The sequence below is a fragment of the Thermorudis peleae genome (assembly GCF_000744775.1).
GTDB classification, from domain to species: domain Bacteria; phylum Chloroflexota; class Chloroflexia; order Thermomicrobiales; family Thermomicrobiaceae; genus Thermorudis; species Thermorudis peleae.
This window is the reverse complement of the sequence record NZ_JQMP01000004.1, coordinates 434227-457883: the sequence shown is the minus strand read 5'-3', so window position 1 is coordinate 457883 and position 23657 is coordinate 434227. Positions and strand designations below refer to the sequence as shown.

20 protein-coding genes are annotated in these 23657 nt (G+C 56.4%); 6 read left to right on the top strand and 14 right to left on the bottom strand.

The window, feature by feature from the left end:
• Positions 1-105 precede the first annotated feature (105 nt).
• Entirely contained in the window at positions 106-2469 is a 2364-nt protein-coding gene (locus tag N675_RS12020; RefSeq protein WP_038040220.1) for a polyribonucleotide nucleotidyltransferase, read from the top strand.
• A 153-nt stretch (positions 2470-2622) separates the two neighbouring features.
• Here the strand turns inward: N675_RS12020 and N675_RS12015 are convergent, their stop codons facing one another.
• Complete coding sequence (locus N675_RS12015) at positions 2623-3693, bottom strand: lysylphosphatidylglycerol synthase transmembrane domain-containing protein (RefSeq protein WP_051914710.1); 1071 nt, start codon at positions 3691-3693, stop codon at positions 2623-2625.
• Positions 3694-3757: 64 nt separating this feature from the next.
• Between N675_RS12015 and N675_RS12010 the strand changes: the two genes are divergently transcribed.
• Complete coding sequence (locus N675_RS12010) at positions 3758-4135, top strand: DUF167 domain-containing protein (protein ID WP_231578035.1); 378 nt, start codon at positions 3758-3760, stop codon at positions 4133-4135.
• Between the two features lie 10 nt (positions 4136-4145).
• Here N675_RS12010 and N675_RS12005 read toward each other — a convergent pair whose 3' ends face one another.
• The 6 genes from N675_RS12005 to N675_RS11980 all read right to left on the bottom strand — a co-directional run bounded on the left by N675_RS12005 (position 4146) and on the right by N675_RS11980 (position 10494).
• Entirely contained in the window at positions 4146-5018 is an 873-nt protein-coding gene (locus tag N675_RS12005) for a glycosyltransferase family 2 protein (protein ID WP_051914709.1), read from the bottom strand.
• A gap of 16 nt (positions 5019-5034) precedes the next feature.
• Entirely contained in the window at positions 5035-6792 is a 1758-nt protein-coding gene (locus N675_RS12000; RefSeq protein WP_038040218.1) for a cellulase family glycosylhydrolase, read from the bottom strand.
• A 124-nt stretch (positions 6793-6916) separates the two neighbouring features.
• Positions 6917-7366 carry an FHA domain-containing protein gene (locus tag N675_RS11995; RefSeq protein WP_038040216.1) on the bottom strand — a complete coding sequence of 150 codons (450 nt, stop codon included), beginning with the start codon at positions 7364-7366 and terminating at the stop codon, positions 6917-6919.
• The gene (locus N675_RS11990) at positions 7363-8139 is read right to left on the bottom strand and encodes an FhaA domain-containing protein (protein ID WP_038040214.1); all 777 of its coding nucleotides are present in this window, start codon (positions 8137-8139) and stop codon (positions 7363-7365) included. Before N675_RS11990 ends, N675_RS11995 begins: the two co-directional genes overlap by 4 nt.
• Positions 8140-8250: 111 nt before the next feature.
• Positions 8251-9399, bottom strand: a complete 1149-nt coding sequence (locus tag N675_RS11985) for a universal stress protein (RefSeq protein WP_038040212.1) — start codon at positions 9397-9399, stop codon at positions 8251-8253.
• Positions 9400-9441: 42 nt separating this feature from the next.
• A complete protein-coding gene (locus tag N675_RS11980; protein WP_038040210.1) occupies positions 9442-10494 on the bottom strand; it encodes a molybdopterin-binding domain-containing protein in 1053 nt (350 codons plus the stop codon).
• A 162-nt stretch (positions 10495-10656) separates the two neighbouring features.
• On the opposite strand from N675_RS11980, the gene rpe reads away from it, so the two are divergent.
• Positions 10657-11379, top strand: coding sequence for a ribulose-phosphate 3-epimerase (gene rpe, locus N675_RS11975; RefSeq protein WP_081887093.1), 723 nt, complete (start codon positions 10657-10659; stop codon positions 11377-11379).
• Here the strand turns inward: rpe and N675_RS11970 are convergent.
• Positions 11349-12962, bottom strand: coding sequence for an MFS transporter (locus tag N675_RS11970; protein ID WP_038040208.1), 1614 nt, complete (start codon positions 12960-12962; stop codon positions 11349-11351). The genes rpe and N675_RS11970 overlap by 31 nt on opposite strands.
• Complete coding sequence (locus N675_RS11965) at positions 12928-13635, bottom strand: LppX_LprAFG lipoprotein (RefSeq protein ID WP_038040206.1); 708 nt, start codon at positions 13633-13635, stop codon at positions 12928-12930. The genes N675_RS11970 and N675_RS11965 overlap by 35 nt, the downstream gene beginning before the upstream one ends.
• 160 nt (positions 13636-13795) lie before the next feature.
• On the opposite strand from N675_RS11965, the gene N675_RS11960 reads away from it, so the two are divergent.
• From N675_RS11960 to ruvA, 3 genes are read left to right on the top strand one after another with little or no spacing between them, the layout of a single operon-like run.
• Positions 13796-14704: a PP2C family protein-serine/threonine phosphatase gene (locus N675_RS11960; protein ID WP_051914708.1), complete on the top strand. Its 909-nt coding sequence runs from the start codon at positions 13796-13798 to the stop codon at positions 14702-14704.
• Positions 14705-14718: 14 nt separating this feature from the next.
• Positions 14719-15570 (top strand): amidohydrolase family protein, encoded by an 852-nt coding sequence (locus N675_RS11955; RefSeq protein ID WP_038040205.1) that lies wholly within the window; start codon positions 14719-14721, stop codon positions 15568-15570.
• A complete protein-coding gene (gene ruvA / locus N675_RS11950) occupies positions 15567-16151 on the top strand; it encodes a Holliday junction branch migration protein RuvA (RefSeq protein WP_038040203.1) in 585 nt (194 codons plus the stop codon). Before N675_RS11955 ends, ruvA begins: the two co-directional genes overlap by 4 nt.
• On the opposite strand, the gene hisD is transcribed toward ruvA, so the two are convergent.
• The 5 genes from hisD to pheS are packed head-to-tail and all read right to left on the bottom strand — an operon-like array spanning position 16148 to position 23498.
• Positions 16148-17506 (bottom strand): histidinol dehydrogenase, encoded by a 1359-nt coding sequence (gene hisD, locus N675_RS11945; protein ID WP_038040201.1) that lies wholly within the window; start codon positions 17504-17506, stop codon positions 16148-16150. The genes ruvA and hisD overlap by 4 nt on opposite strands.
• The gene (hisG, locus tag N675_RS11940; protein WP_038040199.1) at positions 17503-18522 is read right to left on the bottom strand and encodes an ATP phosphoribosyltransferase; all 1020 of its coding nucleotides are present in this window, start codon (positions 18520-18522) and stop codon (positions 17503-17505) included. The genes hisD and hisG overlap by 4 nt, the downstream gene beginning before the upstream one ends.
• A gap of 4 nt (positions 18523-18526) precedes the next feature.
• The gene (locus N675_RS11935) at positions 18527-19987 is read right to left on the bottom strand and encodes a histidine--tRNA ligase (protein WP_231578034.1); all 1461 of its coding nucleotides are present in this window, start codon (positions 19985-19987) and stop codon (positions 18527-18529) included.
• Positions 19984-22437, bottom strand: a complete 2454-nt coding sequence (gene pheT, locus N675_RS11930; protein ID WP_038040198.1) for a phenylalanine--tRNA ligase subunit beta — start codon at positions 22435-22437, stop codon at positions 19984-19986. The genes N675_RS11935 and pheT overlap by 4 nt, the downstream gene beginning before the upstream one ends.
• A gap of 14 nt (positions 22438-22451) precedes the next feature.
• Positions 22452-23498: a phenylalanine--tRNA ligase subunit alpha gene (gene pheS, locus N675_RS11925; RefSeq protein WP_038040196.1), complete on the bottom strand. Its 1047-nt coding sequence runs from the start codon at positions 23496-23498 to the stop codon at positions 22452-22454.
• Between the last annotated feature and the right edge of the window lie 159 nt (positions 23499-23657).

Genomic DNA, 23657 nt, shown 5'->3' with positions numbered 1-23657 from the left:
TGTCTGAACAGCGACGTGCTCCTGGTTAGCTGGAATGCAACGTGAAACGGTGCTCATTCTCTTGCTGTATCGTCGGATTGAGGAGCAATGTAGAGGAGCGTGTCAATGCCGCCAGTCATCCACGCGCGTTCAATTGAAATCAACGGAAGAACGCTAACGATTGAGACAGGGCGAGTTGCCGAACAGGCTGATGGTGCAGTTCTTGTCCGCTACGGGGAAACTGTCGTCTTGACCACAGTCGTTGGCGCGAAAGAACCCGTTGAAGGGCTCGATTTCTTCCCGTTGACGGTCGAGTATGAAGAGAAAATGTATGCTGCCGGCAAGATCCCGGGGAGTTTCTTCCGCCGCGAAGGCCGGCCGTCAGAAGCTGCGATCCTTGCAGCCCGTCTGACTGATCGTCCAATTCGTCCACTCTTCCCAAAGGGATATAAGAACGAGGTCCAGGTGATCTCGACCGTCCTGTCTGCAGATCAGGAGAACGATCCTGCTGTCCTTTCCATCATTGGCGCTTCTGCCGCGTTAATGCTCTCCGATATCCCATGGTATGGCCCAGTTGGGGCTGTGCAAGTCGGCGAATTGAATGGTGAGTTGGTGATCAATCCGACCAGCCATCAGTTGTTGGAGAGTCGTCTTGATATTGTGGTAGCTGGCACGGAAGATGCCGTTGTCATGGTCGAAGGCCATGCAAACGAGATTTCTGAAGACCGCTTCATTGAAGCGATCGAGCTCGCGCATCAGGAGATTCGCCGCATTGTTCAACTGCAGCGCGAGTTGCAGCAGATTGCTGGTAAGCCGAAACGCGAGTTTGTGTCTCCTGTCGAGAATGTTGCGTTGAAAGAGCAAATTGCCGCCTATGTCGGCGATCGTCTTGCGCAGGCAGTGTTTAATCCCGATAAGGAAGCGCGCGTTGAAGCAACCGCTTCCTTGCGCGAGGAAGTCATCACCCACTTCTGCCTCGCGCCTCTTGCAGCCGCTTCCGAGATGCCGACGTCCGTGCCCTCGCCCAAGGAGGTTGGTGACCTCTTTGACAGCCTCGTCAAGCAACTTGTCCGGACGTCGATTCTGGAGCGGGGCGAGCGGCCCGATGGCCGAAAGCCTGATGAAATCCGAGAAATCTGGATTGAGGTTGGATTGCTGCCTCGTCCACACGGTTCGGCATTATTTACCCGGGGCCAGACGCAAGTCCTGACAGTTTGCACACTTGGGACCAAGGAAGAGGAGCAACTCCTCGATACGCTCGGCATTGAAGAGTCAAAGCGCTACATTCATCACTACAATTTCCCACCATTTAGTACGGGCGAGATCCGCCGATTGCGTGGCCCGAGCCGACGCGATATCGGCCATGGCGCACTCGCAGAGCGTGCCCTGCTCGCGGTACTTCCATCGGAGGAGGAATTCCCCTATACGATGCGCCTTGTCTCTGAAGTGTTGAGCTCAAACGGCTCAACCTCGATGGCAAGTGTCTGTGGGAGTACCCTCGCGCTCATGGATGCCGGGGTGCCGATCCGCAAGCCCGTTGGTGGGATTGCCATGGGGCTTATCACTGACCCGCAAAGCGGACGGTACACCATCTTAACGGATATCCAGGGTATCGAGGACGCGCTTGGCGATATGGACTTCAAGGTCGCCGGGACCCGTGATGGTATTACGGCGATTCAGATGGATATTAAGGTTATGGGGCTTTCCACTGCAATTATGCGCCAAGCCCTCGAACAGGCTCGCCAAGCTCGGCTGTTCATCCTTGACAAGATGACGGCTGTGCTTCCTGAACCACGCTCGACCATGTCGCCGTATGCGCCGCGGATCTTCCGGATCAAGATTCGCCCGGATCAGATTGGCGATGTTATTGGCCCAGGTGGTCGGGTGATTCGTGGGATTCAAGAGGCTACTGGCTCGAAGATCGAGATTCAAGAGGATGGCACTGTCTTCATCAGCGCAGCCAACGAGGAAAGCGCGCGCAAAGCCATTCGCGAGATCGAACGGCTGACGCGCATGCCCGAAGTTGGGGAAATCTTCTCTGGCCGCGTGGTGACCATTATTCCGTCGGGAGCGTTTGTCGAGATCTTGCCTGGCCGCGATGGTTTCCTCCATATTTCGGAGATTGCTCCTGGCCGTGTCCGATCTGTCGAAGATGTGCTCAAGGTTGGTCAAGAGATTAGCGTGATGGTGACCGGCATTCGGCCGGATGGCAAGATCAACCTCTCGCGGAAGGCGTTGCTAGAGCGGGAAGAAGGCGCACAGCCAACCCAAGCGAGTGTGAGCGCAGCCGCAAGCAGCGATCGTGGCCCACGTGGAGAACGTCCGCGTGGTAGCGGTGGGCATGGCCCTGGCTCCCGTGGTGGAGGGCCAACGCGGCCTTCAGTTCCCGATCGCGGCCGCCCTGGCAGTGGACCACGGGCACCACGGCCTGGCGCATATACGATTGGTGAACGGCTACAGGCCATGCTCGAGGACGAGGAGAAACAGTAGCCCAACACGTTCGTGACAGGGGATGCATGCAAGGCCAAGCAATTGGCCTTGCATATTTTGTGTCTCTTGTTCGGCATCCTTTACGATGCGGAAAGATCACGTTCTCGTGAGGTTGAAGCCAGTATCGTTGCCGTTAGGAGCGCAGAAGCCTCATTACTCCAGACGGTTATGCGTACTGTTTGGAGCCGGTGACCGAAGTAATGCCAGTAAAGCAAGCAATCCGAGCAGTACGCCAAACCAGAGCGTTGAGCAACGAATCAAGACGGTCGCCGCACTCGCCTGTTGCGTTGTTAGTGCAGAATGACCAAAGACAAATAAGAGTCCAACGATACCCGCTTCGGCTACACCGATCCCTCCTGGAAGTAATGAGAGGGCACCAGCGATTGAGGCGCTCGAAAGAGCAAACGTGGCCAAACTGAATGTGTCACGGGCAAACGGAGCGCCAAGTCCCGTCAGAATGAGTCCCAGCGCAATACACTCTCCCATCCATGAAATGAGGCCAATGCCAACTGCGACGATGAGTCGATGCGGCAGGAAAAGCACGTAGGCAGCATGATAGGCATGCAGGAGGGCGGCGGCCTGGTTTTTCAGAATCGGGACACGTTCGCTGAGGCTGAGTAATCGTTCCATCAGTGGACGTTGGAGAATCATGAGAATCCCCACGATCACAATGCCAAGCAGCAGGAGAAAAAACGTAGGACGAACATGAAGGTCGAGGCTTGCGCTGAAGAGGGCGAGAAGGAGCATTGCAATACCATCGGTGAGGCGTTCAGCGATGACAATCGGCAAAGCACGGGCTGCTGGAGCTCCAGTAAAGCGTCGGATAAACGCAGCTTTCAGGAATTCTCCGACTTTCCCTGGAGTCAAGCTCATAGCCAGGCCGGAAAGGAAAATGAGCCAACTGGTCCACCGAGATGGCGTTTGGAGGTCAAGCCAACGGAGGTACAGTTGCCATTTGCCAAACCGCAAAAGGTAATTCCAGAATGTCAAAAGGATGACGAAAGGCAACAGTTGCCAACGGAACTGCTGGAGCGCGTTCAGCAGGGCATGGGCATCGCTTGCGATCGCAAGCGCGAAGAGCACGATAACGCCGAAAATGACACTCACAAGCAGCCGGCGCCAAAAGCGCTGGAGTAATCCTCCGTCAAGCGGTGCTTCCGTGTCCTCGGGAGTAGGTGCCCGAGTTACGACGGTCTGTTGTGGTTCTCGTGTCGGCGGTTTCATCACGGCGCTGCCTTAGGCTTTGTCCTTTGCTCTATACCCCTGTTGACACTTGGAGTGTGGCATAGTGCATAAGCGCTGGAAAGGCCTGGCCGTGCAGCACGATGAATGTCAGGCGCTGCTCGCATCTCATGCGCTCCAGGAGACCGCACAGGGCGTCATCCTTTCGATGAAAGTGATTCCGCGCTCGCGTGTGACTGCGCTCGTTGGTGTCCGTGATGGCGCACTCGTCGTGCGAATTGCCGCACCGCCATTCGATGGGAAGGCCAACGCTGCGCTCTGCGCATTTCTGAGCGAACTACTCGACGTGCCGCCAAGCGCGTTAACACTTGTGAGTGGCCATCGCTCGCCCCAGAAGCGCGTTGCCATTCGGGGCGTGTCAGTGTCAGCTCTCATCGATCGTCTTTGCCGCGCCCTCTGCCATCACGAGAGGCACAGCGGGTAATTGCCTCCAATTACTCTTGACGAGGAATACGGCGGAGCCCCTCAATGAGTGCACCGAGTGCGGCAAGGCCGACAGTGCCAAGAACTGCGCTCCGCATCCAAAGCGCATAGCGTGGTAGTGCTTGTCCGCGAGTCGGCACAGCTGGTGGCTCGTAGAAGAGCATTCGCCACCATAGGCGAATCGTCTCGCGCATTGCACGCAGGATAACCTTCGGATTGCCTCCGGTTGGCTCACCAGTTGGCCGAGGATAGTGGTTGACCCCAGCTTCGACGATCCGTGCGCCCGCGCGCCGCGCCTTAATTAACAACTCCGTATTGATCAGCGCACCTTTACTCGTAATCTCCAACGCTTTCAAGAGCTCTGCCCGCCAAACTTTGAACGCGCAGTCAATATCGCGGACAGGAATGCCAAAAAGAAGCCGCATGGCGCGGTTGAAGATCCAGGCGTAGATCAGACGAATACGTGGGTCACGCCGCTTGATGCGGTAGCCGGCGACAAGATCTGCATCGTGCAGGAAAGGAAGAAGTTGAGCCAGATCGGCCGGGTCAAACTGCTGATCGGCATCCATGAACATGATAAAGTCGCCGGTTGCAGCCTGAAACCCCGACGTAAGCGCTGCACCATACCCACGGTTCCGCTCGTGATGGATAACGCGTATTGTCGGTGAAAGCTGGGCAAGGTGATCTGCTAACGGACCAGTCCCGTCCGTGCTTCCATCATCGACGATGATTAGTTCGAATTCCGGAGCAAGGCTCGGGAGTACTTCGAGCGCGCGTCGAACAACGCCTTCAAGGTTGAGTGCTTCGTTATATGCCGGTAAAACGACCGAGAGCTTGCCTGGTACCCGAACAGTCGCGGCTTGTGCCGGAAGCGTCGCGTTCATGTTAGTACTCCTTCAACTATTTGGGCATGTTCTTCAATGCAAGGTAGGATGGCCGTGGACTCCAGTCGGCATAGAGTACTGACCAGGGATACTTTTCATCTGATGGTTGAGTCATCGTGCTGAAATTGAGGTTCCAGACGAACATGACGCCAACCCAAGGCCACTCTGTTCGCGCAATCTCAAAGGCGCGGACAAGGTACTGCGCTTGATCACTTTCGCTGATCTGATTGCCGTATTCAAAGCCGGGCGCTTGGTTCGCAGTAGTCCAGCCAAATTCGGTCAACCACACTTGCTTCGCGCCGTCCCCGTTATCAAGCATGACTTGCCGTAGTTGCTCAGCCCGACGGAAGTAAAAACTCGGGTGATCACGCCAACCTGGTCCTGGGCCAGGATGGTCTGGCCACATTGCGTCTGGGGGGTTGTTGTTACTACCCGGATGAACGCCGAGAACATCGAAATACTGTTTGATTTCGCCATTATTATAGGCATAGGCCTGCTTCAAATATTCTCGGTCGTCAATGCCAAGTGATGGATCCATCACGCCTGTGGGGGAAAGGCCACCAAAGACGACAATAGCCTGCGGGTCACTCGCTTTGACGCCGCGATAGCCGGCTTCAAGGAGTTTGATATAGCGCACAAGATCAACATGTCCACCAGTTTCGATGGCAAGGTTTTGTTCGTTCCAAATCTCCCAGGCTTGGACTTTGCCCTTATAGCGTTGAGCAAGATATTGCATCAAGGCGCCAAACGCTGTGGGATCCTGTGGAATACCACCATTGGGGTCAGCCCACGAGGGTGCATGAACAATACTGACAAGGATGTTGACCCCATTTTGATTGGCCTGATTCACGATAAGGTCGAGTGACTGGGGCTGGTATTGCCCGGGTGACGGTTCGAGTGTTGCCCAGTGGACCTGGATACGTACCCAGCCAAAACCAGCTTGTTTCACCATGTCGAGTGCTTTCTGGTTGTATGCTGCCCCACCATCATCGCCGCGCCAGGCGATGTTGAAGCCATAGCCCAGATGCGGGCCATAAAGGCGGCCGGTGATGGGATCAGGCGGGGGGAGGTTAGGGTTCTGCCGTTGGACTGCTTCTGGTGGCGCACCACGAGCCTGAAGATATTCGCGGCCAAGCAAGCCAAGTTCAACTTCCCACGGGGTGCCGCGATTCTCTGGATGATACTCAAAGCGAGCGCGTTCGAAGTATTGGACAGTGTGGACCTTGCCATCGCCGGCTGGTGGGTCTGGATTCTTCTCATCGAACTCTTCGGAAAGCGGGTAGCCAAAGTTGGGGAGTCCCCCATGGTCGATCCAAAACGCTTTAAAGCCGTAATTGAGGCTATGCTGTGTTTCTGAAAAGTACCAGTGATCAGATGAGCTTTGGAATGCGCTCACTGGTTGGAAAGGCGGCTCTTGTGTGCGGTTGCTTACACGCCATGCGCCAACACGGACCAGGAGGACCGCATAGGGCGTGCCAGCAAGTTCGGGGTGATACTCGAACACAGAGCGTTCGAAGTACTGCCGCCAATAGCCATCCTGTTGAAAGACTGCACTAATTGGATAACCATGGACGTAGAGACCTCCGTGCGTTTCCCAATATTGGCGAAAAACGCCTTCCACCCAGAACCCCGTTTCAGGAAAGTACCGTGGCATCAAGAGGTCGTCGGGGGAATTCGGGGCAGCATGAGCAGGGGGAATAGAGGAAAACGCACTCAGCAGGAGAGAAAGCAGGACAATAGCCCATCCATAGTGTGATCGAGCGAGCCGTACCACGAAGAAGAACCCCTTCCTCTTCCCACGATGATTATCCTGGGCGATGGGCACCACCGTACGTAAGCAGGATGCCCATATCGGCGAGAACCCTACCATATCCGCCAGCCCGGCAGCTATTGGGGACTTATGGCACAAGCAAGAGTTGCACGTCGCCTACTTCGATAACGTCGCCATACCGTAGGCCAGTTGGCGCAGTAATCGGCAAACCGTTCACTTTTGTGCCGTTCGTGCTACCAAGATCGGTAATCCACCAGCGCCCACGATCCCAGGTAAGCTGGGCATGCTCAGACGAGACGAAGCTGTCTTCAAGGCGAATCGTGCACTGTGGGTGTCGTCCGATGACGGTGATTGGTTCAAGCCGTAGACGAGTCCCTGGCCGTAACGTCGTATTGCCCGGTGCTTGCACGACGAGATGACCCGAAGCCACTTGCGCGGATGGTTGTTGGGTATTTGTTAGTGCTGCCAGCTCGCGAAGACTGACCCGAATGACCAACAGAAGAAAGAAGTAGAGAAGAAAAATGAACACGATGCGAAGCAGCAAGACGAACCACTCAAACGGCAGCGCGTTCATCATCGCTCGGCCGATTGCTCTCCATGTGTCGGTCCTTGATACGGCAAAATCTGCAGACTCACGGTACCAAGCGTGAGCCTATCGCCATCGGTAATCGGGGAGCGGGTGACTGGGCGGCCGTTGACCATTGTCCCGTTTGTTGAGTTGAGATCGACAATTTCATAGTGATCCTGATGGTACTCAAGACGCGCATGATGCCGTGATACTTCAGGGACTTCGAGGATAACGTCGTTATCGGGTGCGCGGCCAATTGTCGTCACTTTTTGGCGGATCAGGAAGGTTTGCTCAGGAAGCGGCCCGCCAATGATCCGAAGGAATTTCGGTGGGACGTTGCCGGTTTCTTCAAGGGCACGGAAGACTTGCGTTTGTTGCCACTCGGCCTCAACTGCTGGATCATAGTCTGGGAGCTGGGCAATGCTTGCTTCAACTTGAATGTTGCGCCGTGGAATGTTGCTATCACCAACAATCCGAACCCGGACGAGGTCAATAAAGCCGTAGCCACGTTCCTCCGCAAGATCGAGTAGCCACTCTTCAAGTTGGTTGCAGAGTGGACGAAGAAAATCCGCAAATTGCACAAGATCCTCTGGGTTAAGCCGGACAAGATAGTCGTTTGGGACGATTGGCCCTTCAACGGTCGAGAGTTTCTGACTTTCCATCGCTCGTTCGAGGCGACGGCCAATCTCAACGGGCTGAATCGGTGTGCGAAAGATCCGCCCCACCGAGCCTTCCATGATGCGTTGGACAAAATCCTCAAAACGCTGAATGCTGTTGATCATCGCTTGATGTACCGTTGTTGCCTCGCCCAACCACAATTGCCAGCGAAGTATACGAAGCTAGCCGACTGGTCAGCAAATTCCCTGCCGTACGCCCTCGTCTTGCCCTCGCGCTTAGGTTGAGGGAGCAGTGAGGGTGTCATGATAGAGGATAAATTGCTCCAATACTTCTTGAAGGTCCTTCACTTCAGGCAACTGGCCATGTTCCTGCTCCCACCATTCGATTGCCCGAGCAAGAATATCAGCCGGCCGGTCGCCAGGGAATTGGCGCGGAAAGCCGAGTGTCCGGATTTGCTGCCGCAGTGGTGCGAACACACTGCTATACCAGCGACGTGCAGCCTCTTGTATGTCTGGTATGGCAGCGTCCCGCTGGTAATGTTGGATCATGCGCAGCATTGTCTGGTAGGTTGCCGGACGGCTTGCTCCGACGCGCGTTATCCCTGTTGCCTGCTCGAACTGGCGCCGAGCAACAAACAGCTCGTGAGCAGCTTGGTCGTTCACCGGAAGAAATTCTGTGACCAACGCATCGAGTTCGGTGGACGGACCGAGTTGACGCGCAGCTGCGACGCGATGATGCCCATCGACGACATAGTAACCAAAGCCAAGCTTATACAGTTCGATCGGTGGCAGAGGATCGCCACGGAGCATTGCTGCCCGAACAAGTTGGAACCGCTCTTGATCGGCACGGTTGGGTTTGATGGGGAGAAAATCGGGGCCAAGCTCATGGACACGATTCACGCTACCCACAATACGCGATACTTCGACCGTGCGCAGGCCAAGCCATCGTGGAATGATGGCGCCAGCTCGTGCCGCGTCATCAGCAAAAGAACGCAAGGGATAACAGGGCTCAGCAGGGAGTTCAGCCCGTACTAGGAGCACGGGGCATGGTGCAGTGCGAAGGACTTCGTCGGTAACACCGCCACGCAAGATACTCGGAAAACGACTCCGTACTGTCATGCCCAAAATAATCAAGGCTGCGTCCAGCGCTTCGGCTTCGTTGATAATTGTTTCGACAACTGGGCCTTCCTTGACCATACTGCGAGCAGGAACGCCACGACGGCGGAGCACGCTACTGAGCGTGTCAAGGTGCGTTCGTGCCATGGCCTCAGCAGGCGTGACCATATCCGGTCGAAGTGTCCCACGCGGCAGGACGTGTAAGAGCACAACTTCACCATTGAGTCCTTGCGCCTGTTGAACGATTGTCTCAAGTTTCTGCTCTCCCAATGGGACAAGCGTAACCGGTACGAGAATAAGCGGTGGCACAGCATCCCCCCTTAGGGCTTGTGTCGCAGTGAGCTGAAAGTCTTAATGTGCCGCGCTTGCCGCCGCGTGTTCGTGAATCCGTCCAGCGGTTCCTGGATGTCGCACGACCATGGTCTCGTTCAAGAGTCCACCATAACCAAACCCAGCAAAGAGAGCGGGCGTCAACGGTTCACGCGCTAGTGCGTAGGGCAAGACAAGGTCGAGGATTGACGTTCGTCCATACATTTCACACGATGCAAGTCCAAAGGCTGGAACTGTCCCGAAGGTAGCGGCCCAAAACATCGTGCCAGGGTCAACTGGGGCGCCACGGCAGACAAATTGGGCTCGTAGGCGGCGGGCTGCGACGAGAAACGGATCCTGTGGATCGAGGACGATTGAGCCTGCGACAAGTAAGACCTCGCTGCCCGCTTGCAGCAGCCGTTGATAGGTTGCCGCGATGGTCGCCGGAGCATCAGTATCAAGATGAACGACCTCAACGAGTTCCGCCTGAAACTGGGCAAGCTTGTTTCGCAGTTGCTCAGAAGCAACTTGCAGGTTTGTTGGGCGAATTCTTGTCCCAGCGATCAGACTGATAGCTCGCACGGTGAATGGTGCAACCCGCAAAATTGGCCCACCCTCGGCTACGGCGAGGGCTCGATTCAGCAGTCGTTTGGCCATGACGAGGCGTGGTGCCTTGACAATCGCCACAGTGTCACCCGGTTGCGTAACCCGTCCGTCGAAGGCTGTCGCAACGAGGGCCGCGTTGGTTCGATTCAGGCGGTAGACACGGTCGCTGTCAACGCGCAGCAGCCCGAATTGCTCAGCCCGAACATTGACTTGCCCCTGGTGCGGACCCTCGAGGGTGAGGCCAGGGCCGGCCACTGCTTTTGCCAGCGCGAGTGACGCATCAGGCTGCGTTATATCATCAGGTTCTGGCAGCAGCACCGTTGCGCGCAGGTCAGGTCGCGGGCCAAGCCGCTCCTGGGCTTCTGCCAAGGTTGCCCCGCGTCGCACCGTTACCTGCTTGCCGTCTATAGTGGCAGTCAAATCGCGGCACAGAATTGCCTGAGCTACTGCCGGTGATATCTGCTGAAGTGGCACGGTCATGCGGCGCATTGGTCGTTCCTCCTAGCTACTCGATCTTGGTGGCGAGCGGTCGAGCGCGTGCCACTACTTCAAGCGTACCAGAGGGGAAGCCGCTTCAGAGGCTTCTACTATTGGGCAATCTTCACCAAGAGCGATTACACTCTGCCCAAGAGAAAGGAGCGAAGCGCTCATATGTCAATGGTTGACCTTCGCTCGCGGCTGCCTGCACTTGCCCCGTCAATCCTCGATGCCGACTTTGCTTGCCTTGCTGACGCCGTCCGGCTCCTTGAGGCACATGGCGCCGATTTTATCCATCTCGATGTCATGGATGGCCGATTTGTCCCAAATATAAGCTTTGGTCTTCCGGTTGTATCAGCTGTGCGACGCCTGACTCGGTTGCCGCTTGATGTGCATTTGATGATTGTCGAGCCTGAGCGGTATGTTGAGGCCTTTATTGAAGCGGGTGCCACAATTGTCACGGTTCACGCAGAGGTAAGTCCACATCTCCACCGCACTGTCCAGCTTATTCATGAGCATGGGGCACGGGCTGGCGTTGCACTGAATCCAGCAACCCCACTTGCGCTTATTGAGGAAATTCTTCCCTTCGTTGATGTCGTTCTCGTCATGACGGTAAATCCGGGATTCGGCGGACAAACACTGATTCCGTCTGTCTTGCAGAAAGTACGGCGCTTGCGCGCACGTATTGATGAGCAACGCCTTCCAGCAGTGATCGAGATTGATGGAGGGATCAAGCCGAGCAATGTTGGCGCTGGGATTGCTGCTGGGGCTGATGTGTTGGTCACTGGTTCTGCTGTCTTTCACGCTGATGATCCTGCGGCGGTATTACACGCCCTGCGCACTGAAGCGCAGCGTGCGTGGCTGGCTCACCGTTCAGGTTCATCGGATGGCGATTGATCTACTGGTGCAGTGTGATCAACGTCTTCGCTGAGTGCTACTTCTGCAAACCAGAGGCGATGCTTTCCTCGGTCATTGTTCAGGGCAAAGGCAAGTATTACTGCCAACAGTGCGAGCATGCTTGCAACGAGAAAGATTCCCCGAAATGTCTGCAACATGAGGCGCTGATATTCTGTCGGAGAAACGGCAAATCCTTTCTGGGCAAACAGTTGACTTGCTTGTTGTGTAAAGTGGCCAAGCCCTAGCCAGGCAAGGAGGGCCATCCCGGTCATCATACCGATGCATTGCGTCATCTGCGCGAATGCTGCAGCAGTCGCGCGTGCGCGACTGGGAGAGGCATGCAAGGTATGCCCAAGGATTGCCGCATCGTTCAACCCGATGCCGATCCCCAGGAGACTGAGCGTTCCCCAGAGGAGGGCTGATGATGGCGGGTTTGGCCACAGGCGCATCAGGCTAAAGCCCAGGGCGATCAAACTAAATGAGCCAATCGTCACGGTTCGAAATCCGAGACGTGGGGTAAGCAAGCCGCCAATGATGCCACCAATAGGCATCCAAAGCATCAATTTCAGGAGGTTGAGTCCTCCATCAATCGTCGGTTTTCCCCATAAGACATCAGTCATTAACGGAATACAGACCAGTGCCGTTATGGTTGCAGCACCATCGAGGCCGTAGAGGCTCATGCCGGTCAGGACGCGGCCTCGTTGGGATCCGTCGAGCGTGAGCAGCGGGGCATGTGCTCGCCGCTGCCGTTGCCAGAACGCGAGGCTAAGGATGGCGGCGCAAAGCACGCCGATGGCCAGATGAAGCGGGGCAGATGTGCCAACAGTACTCCCTTGTGCAGTAAGACCCCATGAAACCGTCCCAATTGCCAATACCAGCAAGAGAGCACTTGGCCAATCCAGATCAGCCTGCCGACGAATTTCGGTACCAAGGAGCAGGAGCGTCATGATTAGCCAAGGGAGTTGCAACGGAATGTTCAGCCAGAAAAGCCCGCGCCAGCCAATGTGGTTAACAAGCGCTGCTCCGTAGATTGGCCCGAGCAAGCTGCTTGCATCGTCAAGCGCTGCGACAAGGCCGAGAGCCATGATCCGCCGTGTTGGTGGCAGTGTCGTTCCGAGAATTGCAAATGTAATGGGGAGTAGCGCTCCTCCACCGAGGGCCTGGAGAGCCCGGGCGAGCGTGAACCATCCAAGTCCCGGTGAAAGCGCGACGATACCTGTCCCGACGAGGAAGAGTCCTGTGCTGATAAGATACATCCGGCGCAGGCCAAACACATCAGCAAGTTTCCCCATGAGCGGCAAGGCAATCGTGTACCCCAGAAGATAGCTATTCACGACCCATGCAGTCTTGCCAAATGTATCAACTGTGATGCCAAGGTCAGGCATCATCTGCGGCAGGATTGTGACCACGACTGTCTGGTCGAGGCCGGAAAAGAACACCCCAAAGCCGAGCGTGAGTGTGAGCAGTAGCCAGTGAGCATGGCGAGTCTTGCCGACTCTTGCAACCGCATCGAAGCCGCGATCACACTGGGCGGCACCAGGCGTGTGACTATGATGTCGGTGGGGTAATGGTAACTGGCGCATCGTACTTAGAGAGTGAAAGTGTGCGCTGGATATCGCGCGGCTCAGACTTCGTGAGTGGGCCATTCAGGATGACCTGATAAAGACGATGGTCATTGGCTCCGATCCACAGCTGTACGTTCAGCTGAAGGCCATCTTCCGTCCCGTTTGGGATCACTGGCCGTAGGGCGGTCGATGTAAGTGTCCCCTCAAGGATTGCCATAGGTGTTCCTTGCTGATTTGTCTGGCCAGTGACGTGCAGTTCAGTCATTGCGCGCAGTGCCTGAGGAATCGCTCCGAGGTTCAAAATATCCTGTGCACGCACCCCTTGTAGCGGCTGCCACTGATTGGGATTAAAGGGGTTCGTCATCCATGTTCGGTCATCGATGCCAATAAGCTGGAGATGGAGCTGGGCTCCCAGGGTTTGAACCAACAATGTCGCGTGGAGTTGGTTCGATTTTGTGACATCTCCTTCTGCCTGAACAAGCTGCATGCCGTTAAGGATTGTTGTCGTTCCGTGGCTGTGCGTGAGGACAAAGTGAAATGATTGTGCCTGCTCGAATTGGTTTGCCGCAAAATCACGGAGTTGTGCGGGATCAAGTGCAGGCTTCTGCTGACGACAGCCGGCGCTTCCAGCAAACAGCAAAATAGCGAGGGGGATGAGAATCCACCGTAGATGGGTGCGGCAAGCGCTCATGCACTATGCTCCCAGTAGTTCTCGGGCACGTGCCTCCCGGATTATACCCGCCTGTCGTATCCTTGCCACGGTATGCTGTGTACCCCATTGCCGATTGGGGAAGCGCAGCTCATACTAATGGGCAGCGACGAGTGCTCGGCGGCGAAGGGGAGAAAGGGACGTGTCAGTCGGGCAACGGACGCGAGAACTTGTTATCCACGTTGGGGCAGCAACTGATCCTGGCCCAGTCCGTGAACAGAACGAGGACGCGTTGCTCGTTACGGATCCGGCCAGCGAGGAAGCTCGGACACAAGGCATTCTGCTCGCGATCGCTGATGGCATGGGAGGCTATCAGCGTGGCGAGGTTGCCGCGCGGTTGGCGATTGAGACGCTTCGTTCTGTCTACTACAGTACTCCCCTGGCGCCGAATGAGATTCCTCAGCGGCTCCGGACAGCTTTTCGCCAAGCCAATGAGCGCATCTACGCCGAATGGCAGCCCGAGGGTGAAGAGCAACTCATGGGCACGACTCTTGTCGCTGCCGTGATTCGCGATCAGCAGCTTACCGTCGCAAATGTTGGTGACAGCCGGGCCTATCTCATTCGTGCCAAGCGCGCGACCCAGATTACTCGTGATCACTCGTTGGTTGCTGAACAAGTGGCTGCTGGTGTGCTGACGGAAGATGAAGCGCGCGAGAGCAATTATCGCAATGTCATTACTCGCGCACTTGGCCATCGCCAGCGTTTAGATGTCGATATCTTTGAGCTCCAACTCCTCGCTGATGACCGCCTTGTTCTTACCTCTGATGGTGTTCATGATGTAGTCACACCGGAGGAATTGACGCAAATTGTGCTTGCTCACCCTCCTGAAGCTGCTGCAAAAGCGCTGATCGACCTGGCTATTCAGAAGCAGACAACCGACAACGTCAGTGCCATTGTTGCCTGGGTGAAGCCTGCAGTTGAAGCTGCCGCAGAGCCAGCGCCAGCACGTCCTGGGACGAACTGGCTCGTTGTGGTTCTTGTCTTGCTTGGCATTCTCGTCTTTATCGCTGTTGTTGGCGTTATTCTTGCATTAGGTCATGCTCTGCCGTAGTGTGATGTACGCCAATGATTATTGATTCACATGTCCACATTTTCCCTCCTGAGGTTGTGGCGCACCGCGATACGTATTGCGAGCGTGATCCTTGGTTTGGCGCGCTCTACGCCACTGAGCGTGCACGGATTGCGACGCTCGAGGATTTGCTTACTGCAATGGATGGAGCTGGTATCGACTGCGCGATCGCTTGTGGTTTCCCATGGCATGATCCCGGGCTCTGTGCGTGGCATAACGAGTATCTTGCTGACGCTGCCCAGCGAAGCAACGGACGCGTTGCGTGGCTTGGCATTGTTGTACCTGGGACAACCACTGCGGCTGCTGAGGCTGAGCGTTGCTTTCTGTGCGGCGCAGTCGGTATCGGCGAGCTCAATGCTGATGCCCAAGGCTTTGCCTTTGATGACCAGAAGGCCTTTGCTCCACTGGTAGACGTATGCCGAGCGTTCAGTCGGCCGTTGCTTTTCCATGTCAGTGAGCCGCTCGGGCATCAGTATCCTGGCAAAGGCAACGCCTGGCCCCAGCGGTTTATCTCGTTCTTGGAAGCTTTTCCGGGGCAACCCGTCATCGCTGCACATTGGGGCGGCGGCCTCCCGTTTTATGAACTCATGCCAGAAGTTGCAGAACTTACCCGTCAGGTCGTATATGATTCAGCCGCAAGTACCTATCTCTACCGCTTTCGTGTGTTCCGCGCTGTTGTCGATCTCGTTGGGGCTGATCGCGTCTTGTTTGCCAGTGATTATCCTGTCCTGCGGCAGGATCGCTTCTTGCGTCGCGTGCTTGAGGTAGAGCTAACCGAGCAGGAACGTGCCTTGATCCTCGGACAGAATGCCCTGCGTGTCTTTCGTCTGGCAGAGGCTGCGCGATGATTCGGGGTCTTCGTGGCATCTTGGTAGGAAAACAGCCTGGCTTCGTGCTCATCGATGTCCAGGGAGTCACATTTCAAGTTTTTACGAGCCAAACGACGCTTGATGACCTCGGCTCGCTTGGAGAGGTGGTCTCGCTCTGGACACATTTGCGGGTACGCGAGGATGAACTTGCGCTGTATGGCTTTGCTACGGAGCAGGAGCTGGTACTATTTGAGCACCTGTTAACGATCGGCGGCGTCGGACCCAAGGCTGCATTAAGCATCCTTTCCCTTGGCACACCGGACTTCATCGCTGATTTGATTGCACGAGAAGCCGTTGACCAGCTGAGTCGAGCGCCGGGCGTTGGGCGGAAAACAGCGAGTCGCATCATCCTTGAACTGCGGGGCAAGCTTCCCGCTTTTGTCCCATCGGAGCGAGGGCCGAGCGTGCCAATTGATCACGATGTCGTCGATGCCTTGATGGCTCTCGGGTATTCGGCAGCCGAAGCCCGTGAGGCGGCATCGCATCTTGATCCGGAGGCTGCCTCAACGACAGAGGAGCGCGTTGTGGCAGCGCTTCGCTGGCTTGCCCGGCTGCACTAATCAGGCCGCAACCGCTCGAGCCGTTGCTCAATTGCTGCGGCGTGTGCTGTGAGTCCTTCGGCTCGCGCAAGTGTGATGGCTGTTGGCCCAAGGGAGCGCAGCCCAGACTCATGGACCGCGATGATGCTCGTTCGCTTGAGGAATGTTTCAACGTTGAGTGGTGAGGCAAATCGTGCCGTTTGGCCAGTTGGCATCACGTGGCTTGGGCCGGCGACATAATCGCCAATGACTTCGGGTGACTGTTCACCAAGAAATACACCACCAGCATGCATCACTTTATCAAGGTAACGCCAGGCATCTTGCACAAGCAAACAGAGGTGCTCAGGGGCATAGGCATTTGCAAGCGTAAACGCGTCATCAAGCGTGGGAACGACCGCAATGAGGCCATTGCGCTCCAATGCCTCACGTGCAATGGCGGCGCGTTCGAGGCGTGGTAGTTGTCGCTGTACCTCTGCAACGACCTGCTGGGCAAGGTCCACGCTCGTTGTCAGCAGAATCGCGCTCGCCATTGGATCATGTTCGGCCTGCGCAAGAAGGTCGGCGGCACAGAGTACTGGATTTGCTGAGTCATCTGCAATGAGCAAGGTCTCAGTTGGCCCTGGGAGCAGTCCAATATCGACAATTCCGAAGACAGCACGCATGGCGAGGACGACGAAGATATTGCCGGGCCCTACGATCTTATCGACTTTGGGGATCGTGGCTGTCCCCAAGGCGAGCGCTGCAATTGCTTGCGCGCCACCAATTTTGAACACACGATGCGTGCCAGCAATTTCAGCTGCAGTGAGAATCAGTGGATGTGCTGAGCCATCAGGCAGTGGCGGGGTACAAATGACAATTTCACGAACACCTGCGACCTGTGCGGGAATTGCTGACATTAAGAGAGAAGAAGGATACGGCGCACGTCCTGCTGGCGCATAGACGCCGACACGTTCAAGCGGCCGTACGAGTTGCCCAAAGGTGCCAGTCCCATCAAATGTCAGCCAGGTCTGGCTCCGCTGCTGCGCGTGAAAGGCCCGGATCCGGGCTGCGGCTGCTTCTAGTGCTGTGCGAATATCAGGAGCAACACGCTGACGCGCTGCCGCAAACTCCTCTGGCGTTACTTCCAAGGACTCAAGCTGGACGCCATCGAGAAGGTGCGTGTACCGGACCAGCGCTGTATCACCTTCACGGCGAACATCGTGGATAATCTGGGTGACTATTTCTTCAGCCGTTAAGGCCTTGCCAAAAAGTTCTTGAATGCGCTTTTGGACCTGTGGTGGGAGGACAGTATCGAAGCGCTGGCGTGCCTCGGTGAGAAGGTGATACGCCTCAGAAAACGTTGTGACAACGCGGATCGTTACTGGTTGCTCGTTCACGGCTCATGCTCCACGGCTTCACATAACCGATCGTAGGACTCGCACCGTTGGGCGAAAACATAGTCGGGGGAGTTGACTGTAATATCGCTGCTCCCCACCTGACGCAAGTGGTCGATGGCGTGGAGTAAGAGATCGCGCGGCACAATGATCCGCACTTCATACCATGTGCAGCCAGCATCGGGGAACTTTGGGTAAACCCGAGAGAGTGTCGGTCCTTGTTGACCGGCAATCGCCACGTTCGCGGTGATGCGTTCTGCGACGGCTGCCTCACTCTCGCCGCGCACGTTAGCCGTAATCACGCGGTAGTGACGAGCCCGAAGCCGTGCTTCGATGAGCTCAAGAATGGATCGCGCGCGTTCGAGCTTTTCGCTGGCCTGTCGTAACCCACGGCGTGATGCGATAAGGCAGGCCTGTGCTCGCAGAATCACCCCACCTTCAAGGATTCTTAGGCGGTTTTCTCGCAGCGTGACCCCGGTTTCAGTGAGGTCAGCAATAATGTCCGCGTGTCCAAGCGCGGGAGCGACTTCAAGTGCCCCATGGGCATCAACGAGGCTGAAGTAATGCACGCCGTTGCGATAGAGGAAATCACGTGTTAAGTTGGGGAACTTCGTCGCAACGCGCAGCGTGCGCCCGGAACGTTTAAAGTCGACTGAGAGATCGGCTAAATCAGCCATGGTCGTAATGTCGAGCCATCCCTCGGGAACTGCGAGCACAAGCTCACAGCGCCGAAAGCCAAGATCGTCGAGCACGACGAGCACATCAGGATTGTCACTTGCATGCTCTGCGACTAAATCGTAACCGGTAATCCCAAGGTCGACGCTACCATCGGCAACTTTGTGGACAATATCTTCTGTTCGTTGAAACAGAACGTCGACTCCCTCAAGTCCACTAATCCGACCAACATATTGCCGTGGGTTTGGACGCCATACTGGCAAGCCGGCGCTCTCAAGGAAGCGCAGCGTTGCCTCCTCATACGCCCCTTTCGAGGAGATAGCGAGACGCAGGGTTGGGGCCATCTCCTTACTCCTGTCCATCTTGCCTCAGAGGCAATTGCTCAACGCGTGTTGAGCCGTCTGCTTCAACGAAGATCACGTGGCTAATACCGCGACGTCGGGCGTATCGTCGGTTGGCGTTTGGAGAGCGGCCACGCACATCAAGTTCAACCTGCACGTTGCGCTGACGCAGTGCTTCTGCTGTTGCGATTGCGTGGGGCATGGCTTCCTGGGTAACAGGTGCCACCAGCGTGATGTCTGGCAGAGATGGGCCTGGCACGCGGGCGAGTTCAGTAAGCCGCTCGAGACCACAGGAGAATCCACACGCGGGAAGTGGCTGCCGGGCACCGAGCAACTGGGCGAGATCATCATAGCGACCGCCGCCGCAAAGCTGAAGATGTGGCTGTTCGGCGGCATAGACCTCAAAAAGCACGCCGGTGTAGTAATGCAACCCGCGCGCCATGCCAGGGCTGAGCACCACGGTGTCTTCTTCAACACCGTAAGCACGAAGCAATTGCAGCACAGCCTCAATCTGCTGGATCGGCGTCGGGTCAAGCGCGTGACGGTCAAGAAGCATGCGGAGTTGTGGAAGAACCTCCGCTGGCGGTCCTTCCAATGCAGCTAACTCACGGGTGAACGCAAATGCTTGCAGGATGTGTTCCCGATCTTGCACGCGACTAAGCTTTGCCAGTACTCCGGCAACAATCTCCTCCGGTGTTCGAGATCCTCCGCTGAGTTGCACACCAACTTCGCGAAGCATGCCAAGAACCCAGCGCTCGAGCCGCTCTGGTGAGATATCGCGGAGTTCATGGCCAAGCTCGTGATAGAGGGCAACAAGCCGCTCATTTCCTGACAAGCTTTCGAGTGCAGCATCGACATCAACTGGCTGCCCCTTGCGTAACCGTTCCATGCTCCAGAGCAACCAGTCGCGAACACGCTGGCGCAGTGGCAGACGATCGAGGAATTCCAGCACAATGCCGATGTGCCCAACGACCAGTCGTGGCGTGAGCCCGAGCGCTGTGACGCTTTCAACAGCGAGATGCACAATCTCAGCATCACCGTAGGGACTCGGTGCGCCGAGGAGTTCGCAGCCAAGTTCTGTGAACTGGCGACTCCGCCCAGCTTGTGGGCGTTCATAGCGGAAAACTGGCCCAACATACGCTAAACGCAGTGGCAGCGGCTCGTTCTGCAACTCCTCAACGTAATAGCGCAGTACTGATGCCGTATGCTCAGGTCGGAGGGCGATATCACGATTGCGATAGCGCAAGGCATAGATCTGGGCTACTCGTTCTGGTCCAGATTTGCGTAGGAAGAGCTCTGTCGCTTCAACGACCGGTGGCTCTATGAACTGATAGCCGTGTTGCTCCAAAATGGCCTGAAGCGTGTGACGAATTGCCTCCCGCCGCCGATATACCTCAGGGCCAATATCAGGCATGCCACGGAGGCGCTCAATTGGTGTTGTCGGCTCCGTTGTTGAAACAGTCGTCACTGGCGTAGCGCTCCTCCAACGCGTTCGTGCACAACGCGAGCAATTGTCTCACGGATGCTCGCAAGCTGTTCGTCACTTAATGGCTGATCAAGCGCTGAGAATGTTACCCGGAATGCCAGGCTCTTCTTTCCTGCAGGGATGGCTGGTCCATGGTAGACATCGAAGAGCCGGACGTTTGTTGCGAGCGGACCAGCACCGAGACGGACGGCCTCCGTCACCAGCGCGGCTGGCACAGCTTCGTCAACGACGATGGCAAAGTCCTGCTCAATTGGCTGGAAACGCGATACCGGATGCACGCTGATTGGCTCAAGGCCGAGTGCAAGCAGCGCGCTTAAGTCAATTTCGGCTGCGACGACACGGTGATGTCGTTCGATGCCATAATGCTCAGCGACCAGGGGATGCACCTCGCCGAGCACACCAACCGGCTCGCCTTTAACCACAATCTCTGCTGCTCGACCAGGATGAAGGCTCGGGTGAGCAAGTGGACGGAAGGTGACATCAAGCGCGCCAACTCGTGGCAGCAGCACTTCAATCGTGCCCTTAAGGTCAAAGAAATCGACCGGTCGCTCTTCATGGTAAAGGTCACGCACGTGCTGCACGCCTGCGAGCAGACAGCCGACTACCCGCCGTTCGTCGGGGAGTTGATCACCACCACGTGGAAGGTAAACTTTGCCGACTTCGAAGATAGAAACAGCGGCATTGAACTTCAAGTGCTCTGCCCCTGCACGGAGCAACGTTGGGAGCAGAGAGGGCCGCATCATTGACCATTCTGGGCGAATCGGATTCACTGCCCGAACGAGCGGAAGATCAGGCCGAGCAAAAAAGCCATAGCGATTCGGTGCCTCACGCTCAGCCGGATCGAGCGCTCGGAGCGCTGCTTCATCGATCATGGGGTAAGTGATAATTTCGGTAAGCCCTTCGCCGACCAGTGTGTCTTGGACGGCGCGCACAAGCTGAAGTAGTGGGTCAACTTCGACCGGCACCGTCTGTCCAACGGGAAGCCGTTCCGGAAGCTTATCATAGCCAATAACGCGTGCGATCTCTTCGACAATGTCCGCCTTAATGGTCAGGTCGCTGCGATAGGTTGGTACGGTCACAACGATAACCTGCTCGTGCCCCTCTTGGATAACTTCTGGCGCGAGTTCGAGCCGATGCAGAACATCAAGGATCTCGTCGTCGCTGAAGTCTGTGCCAAGGAGACGTGGAATTTCCCGTCGTGGTACCTGGATCTGGCGCGGGAAGCGGGGATGTGGGTAGACATCAGCGACGTTCGTAATGCGACTCTGAGGAAAGAGTTGCTGAAAGAGCATCACAGCCCGGCGGGTTGCCGTCCACGCGAGATTCGGATCAAGTCCGCGCTCGAAGCGTGCCGAAGCTTCAGTGCGAAGGCGCTGAGCGCGCGCAGTGCGCCGAATGCTGCGCATGTCGAAGTTTGCTGTCTCGAGCAAGACAACGCGCGTTTCTTCATCAATCTCACTTTCACGTCCACCCATAATCCCAGCGATACCAACAGCTCGTTCCTCATCAGCAATCACGAGAGTATCAGGGTCAAGGGTACGGTGGACATGGTCAATTGTCTCAAGTGTTTCCCCGGGACGCGCACGTCGGGCAATAAGGCGCCCACCATGGAGCCGAGCACGGTCATAGGCGTGCTGTGGCTGACCATACTCGAGCATAACATAGTTGGTGATATCGACGATGGCATTGATTGGGCGCATGCCCGCTACCCGGAGCCGCTGCTGCATCCACCACGGAGACGCTACTGGCTCGACGCCTTCGATGACGACTCCGACGAACCGAGCACAGAGATCGGGGGCGTCAATTGTCACAAGCGTTGGATCGCCGCAGGGAGCGAGTTCTGCAAGGGCAGGATAGTTGACCGGTTGCTTTGTCAAAGCACCTAACTCACGGGCAATACCGATCATCGAAAAAGCATGAACAAGGTTGGGGGTAATTTCGATTTCAAGCACTTCATCGCCAAGGACATCGGCGAGTGGCACACCCACTGGCGTATCATCGGGCAAGACCATAATACCTTCATGGTCATCTGAAAGCCCCAGTTCTTTTTCCGAGCAGACCATGCCCTCGGAACGTATCCCGCGGATGGTGCTGGGCGTCAGCGTCATCAGCCGTGGCTCAATGCTATGGCCATCGTAGAGGGTGGCACCGGGCAAAGCGAGTGCAACTTTTTGCCCGACTGCGATATTCGGTGCGCCAGTGACGACGGTGAGGCGATGGGTGCCGGCTGCAACAGTCGCCAGGACAAGCCGATCAGCATTGGGGTGGGGCTCGATGGCCTCAACCAGGCCAGTGAAAATCTTTTCCCAGTGCTCGCCGATTCGCTCAATCGCTTCGACTGCAAGGCCGGCGAGCGTTAATCGCTCCGCGATTGCTTCAGTGCTCAGTTCTGTTGGGACAAGCTCGCGTAACCATCGAACCGAGACGCGCATGATCTTCTCCCCACCTACCAGACTGTGGTGCGGCTAAACTGTGCCAGAAACCGGAGATCGCCCTGATAAAACAGGCGAATATCAGGGACTCCATATTTCAGCATGACGAGCCGTTCAACCCCCATACCGAACGCCCAGCCCGTGTAGCGCTCGGGATCATACCCGACGTTCCGGAGCACCTGCGGATGAACCATGCCTGCGCCGAGAATTTCGATCCAGCCAGTTCCTTTGCAGACCCGACAGCCTTCACCGTGACAGAACATGCAGTCAATAGCGAAATCCACACCTGGCTCGACAAAGGGAAAATAGTCGCAGCGAAAACGTACCCGGCGCTCTTGCCCGAAGAGTTGCCGTGCAAAGGCTGCAAGTGTCCCCTTCAAATCTGCCATGGTGATGTGCTCGTCAACAGCAAGTCCTTCGATCTGGTGGAAATGCCATTCATGTGTCGCGTCGACGGCTTCGTAGCGGTAGCACCGTCCGGGAACGACCACGCGGATTGGTGGCTGCCGTTGCTCCATGACACGAATTTGCATCGGTGAGGTGTGAGGACGAAGGACAATTTCACGACCCGGTGAATCGATATAGATCGTATCCCAGACGTCGCGTGCCGGATGGTCTTGCGGAATATTGAGTGCGTCGAAGGCATAGGCACTGTATTCAACTTCTGGACCTTCGACGACTTGGAATCCGAGGCGAGCGAAGATGCCAGTTACCTCGCGAATCATCGCCGTTACGGGGTGAAGCGTACCCAACGTGGGCTGGCGACCTGGCAGGGTAACATCGACTGTCTCAGCAGCGAGTTGTTGGGCGAGTTCCTGAGCGCTCACCTCTTGTTGCCGCGCGGTAAACGCAGCTGAAAGCTCCTCCTTCAGTGCGTTGACTGCCTGTCCATACGCTGGCCGCTCGGTTGGTGGAATCTGGCTAATTTGGCGCATGAGCTGAGTTAAGACGCCGCGCCGGCCAAGATAATGACTATGCCATTCTGCGAGCGCTGAACTCGTCTGGGCAGCGGCAAGCGCTGCCAGCGCCTCGTTGCGCACCTGGTCAATTTCCCCATGCACGGTTTCGCTCCCTGCTCATCTCTCCTTGCCATTTGCCAAAGAAACGAGCAGAGGCCGTGCCCCTGCTCGCCGGGTTGCCGTGTTGGGCGCGGATGGAACGCGTTCACCACCGCCCATGAACCGGCAACGCCGGCCAGCGGTGGTGATGAAATTGGACAT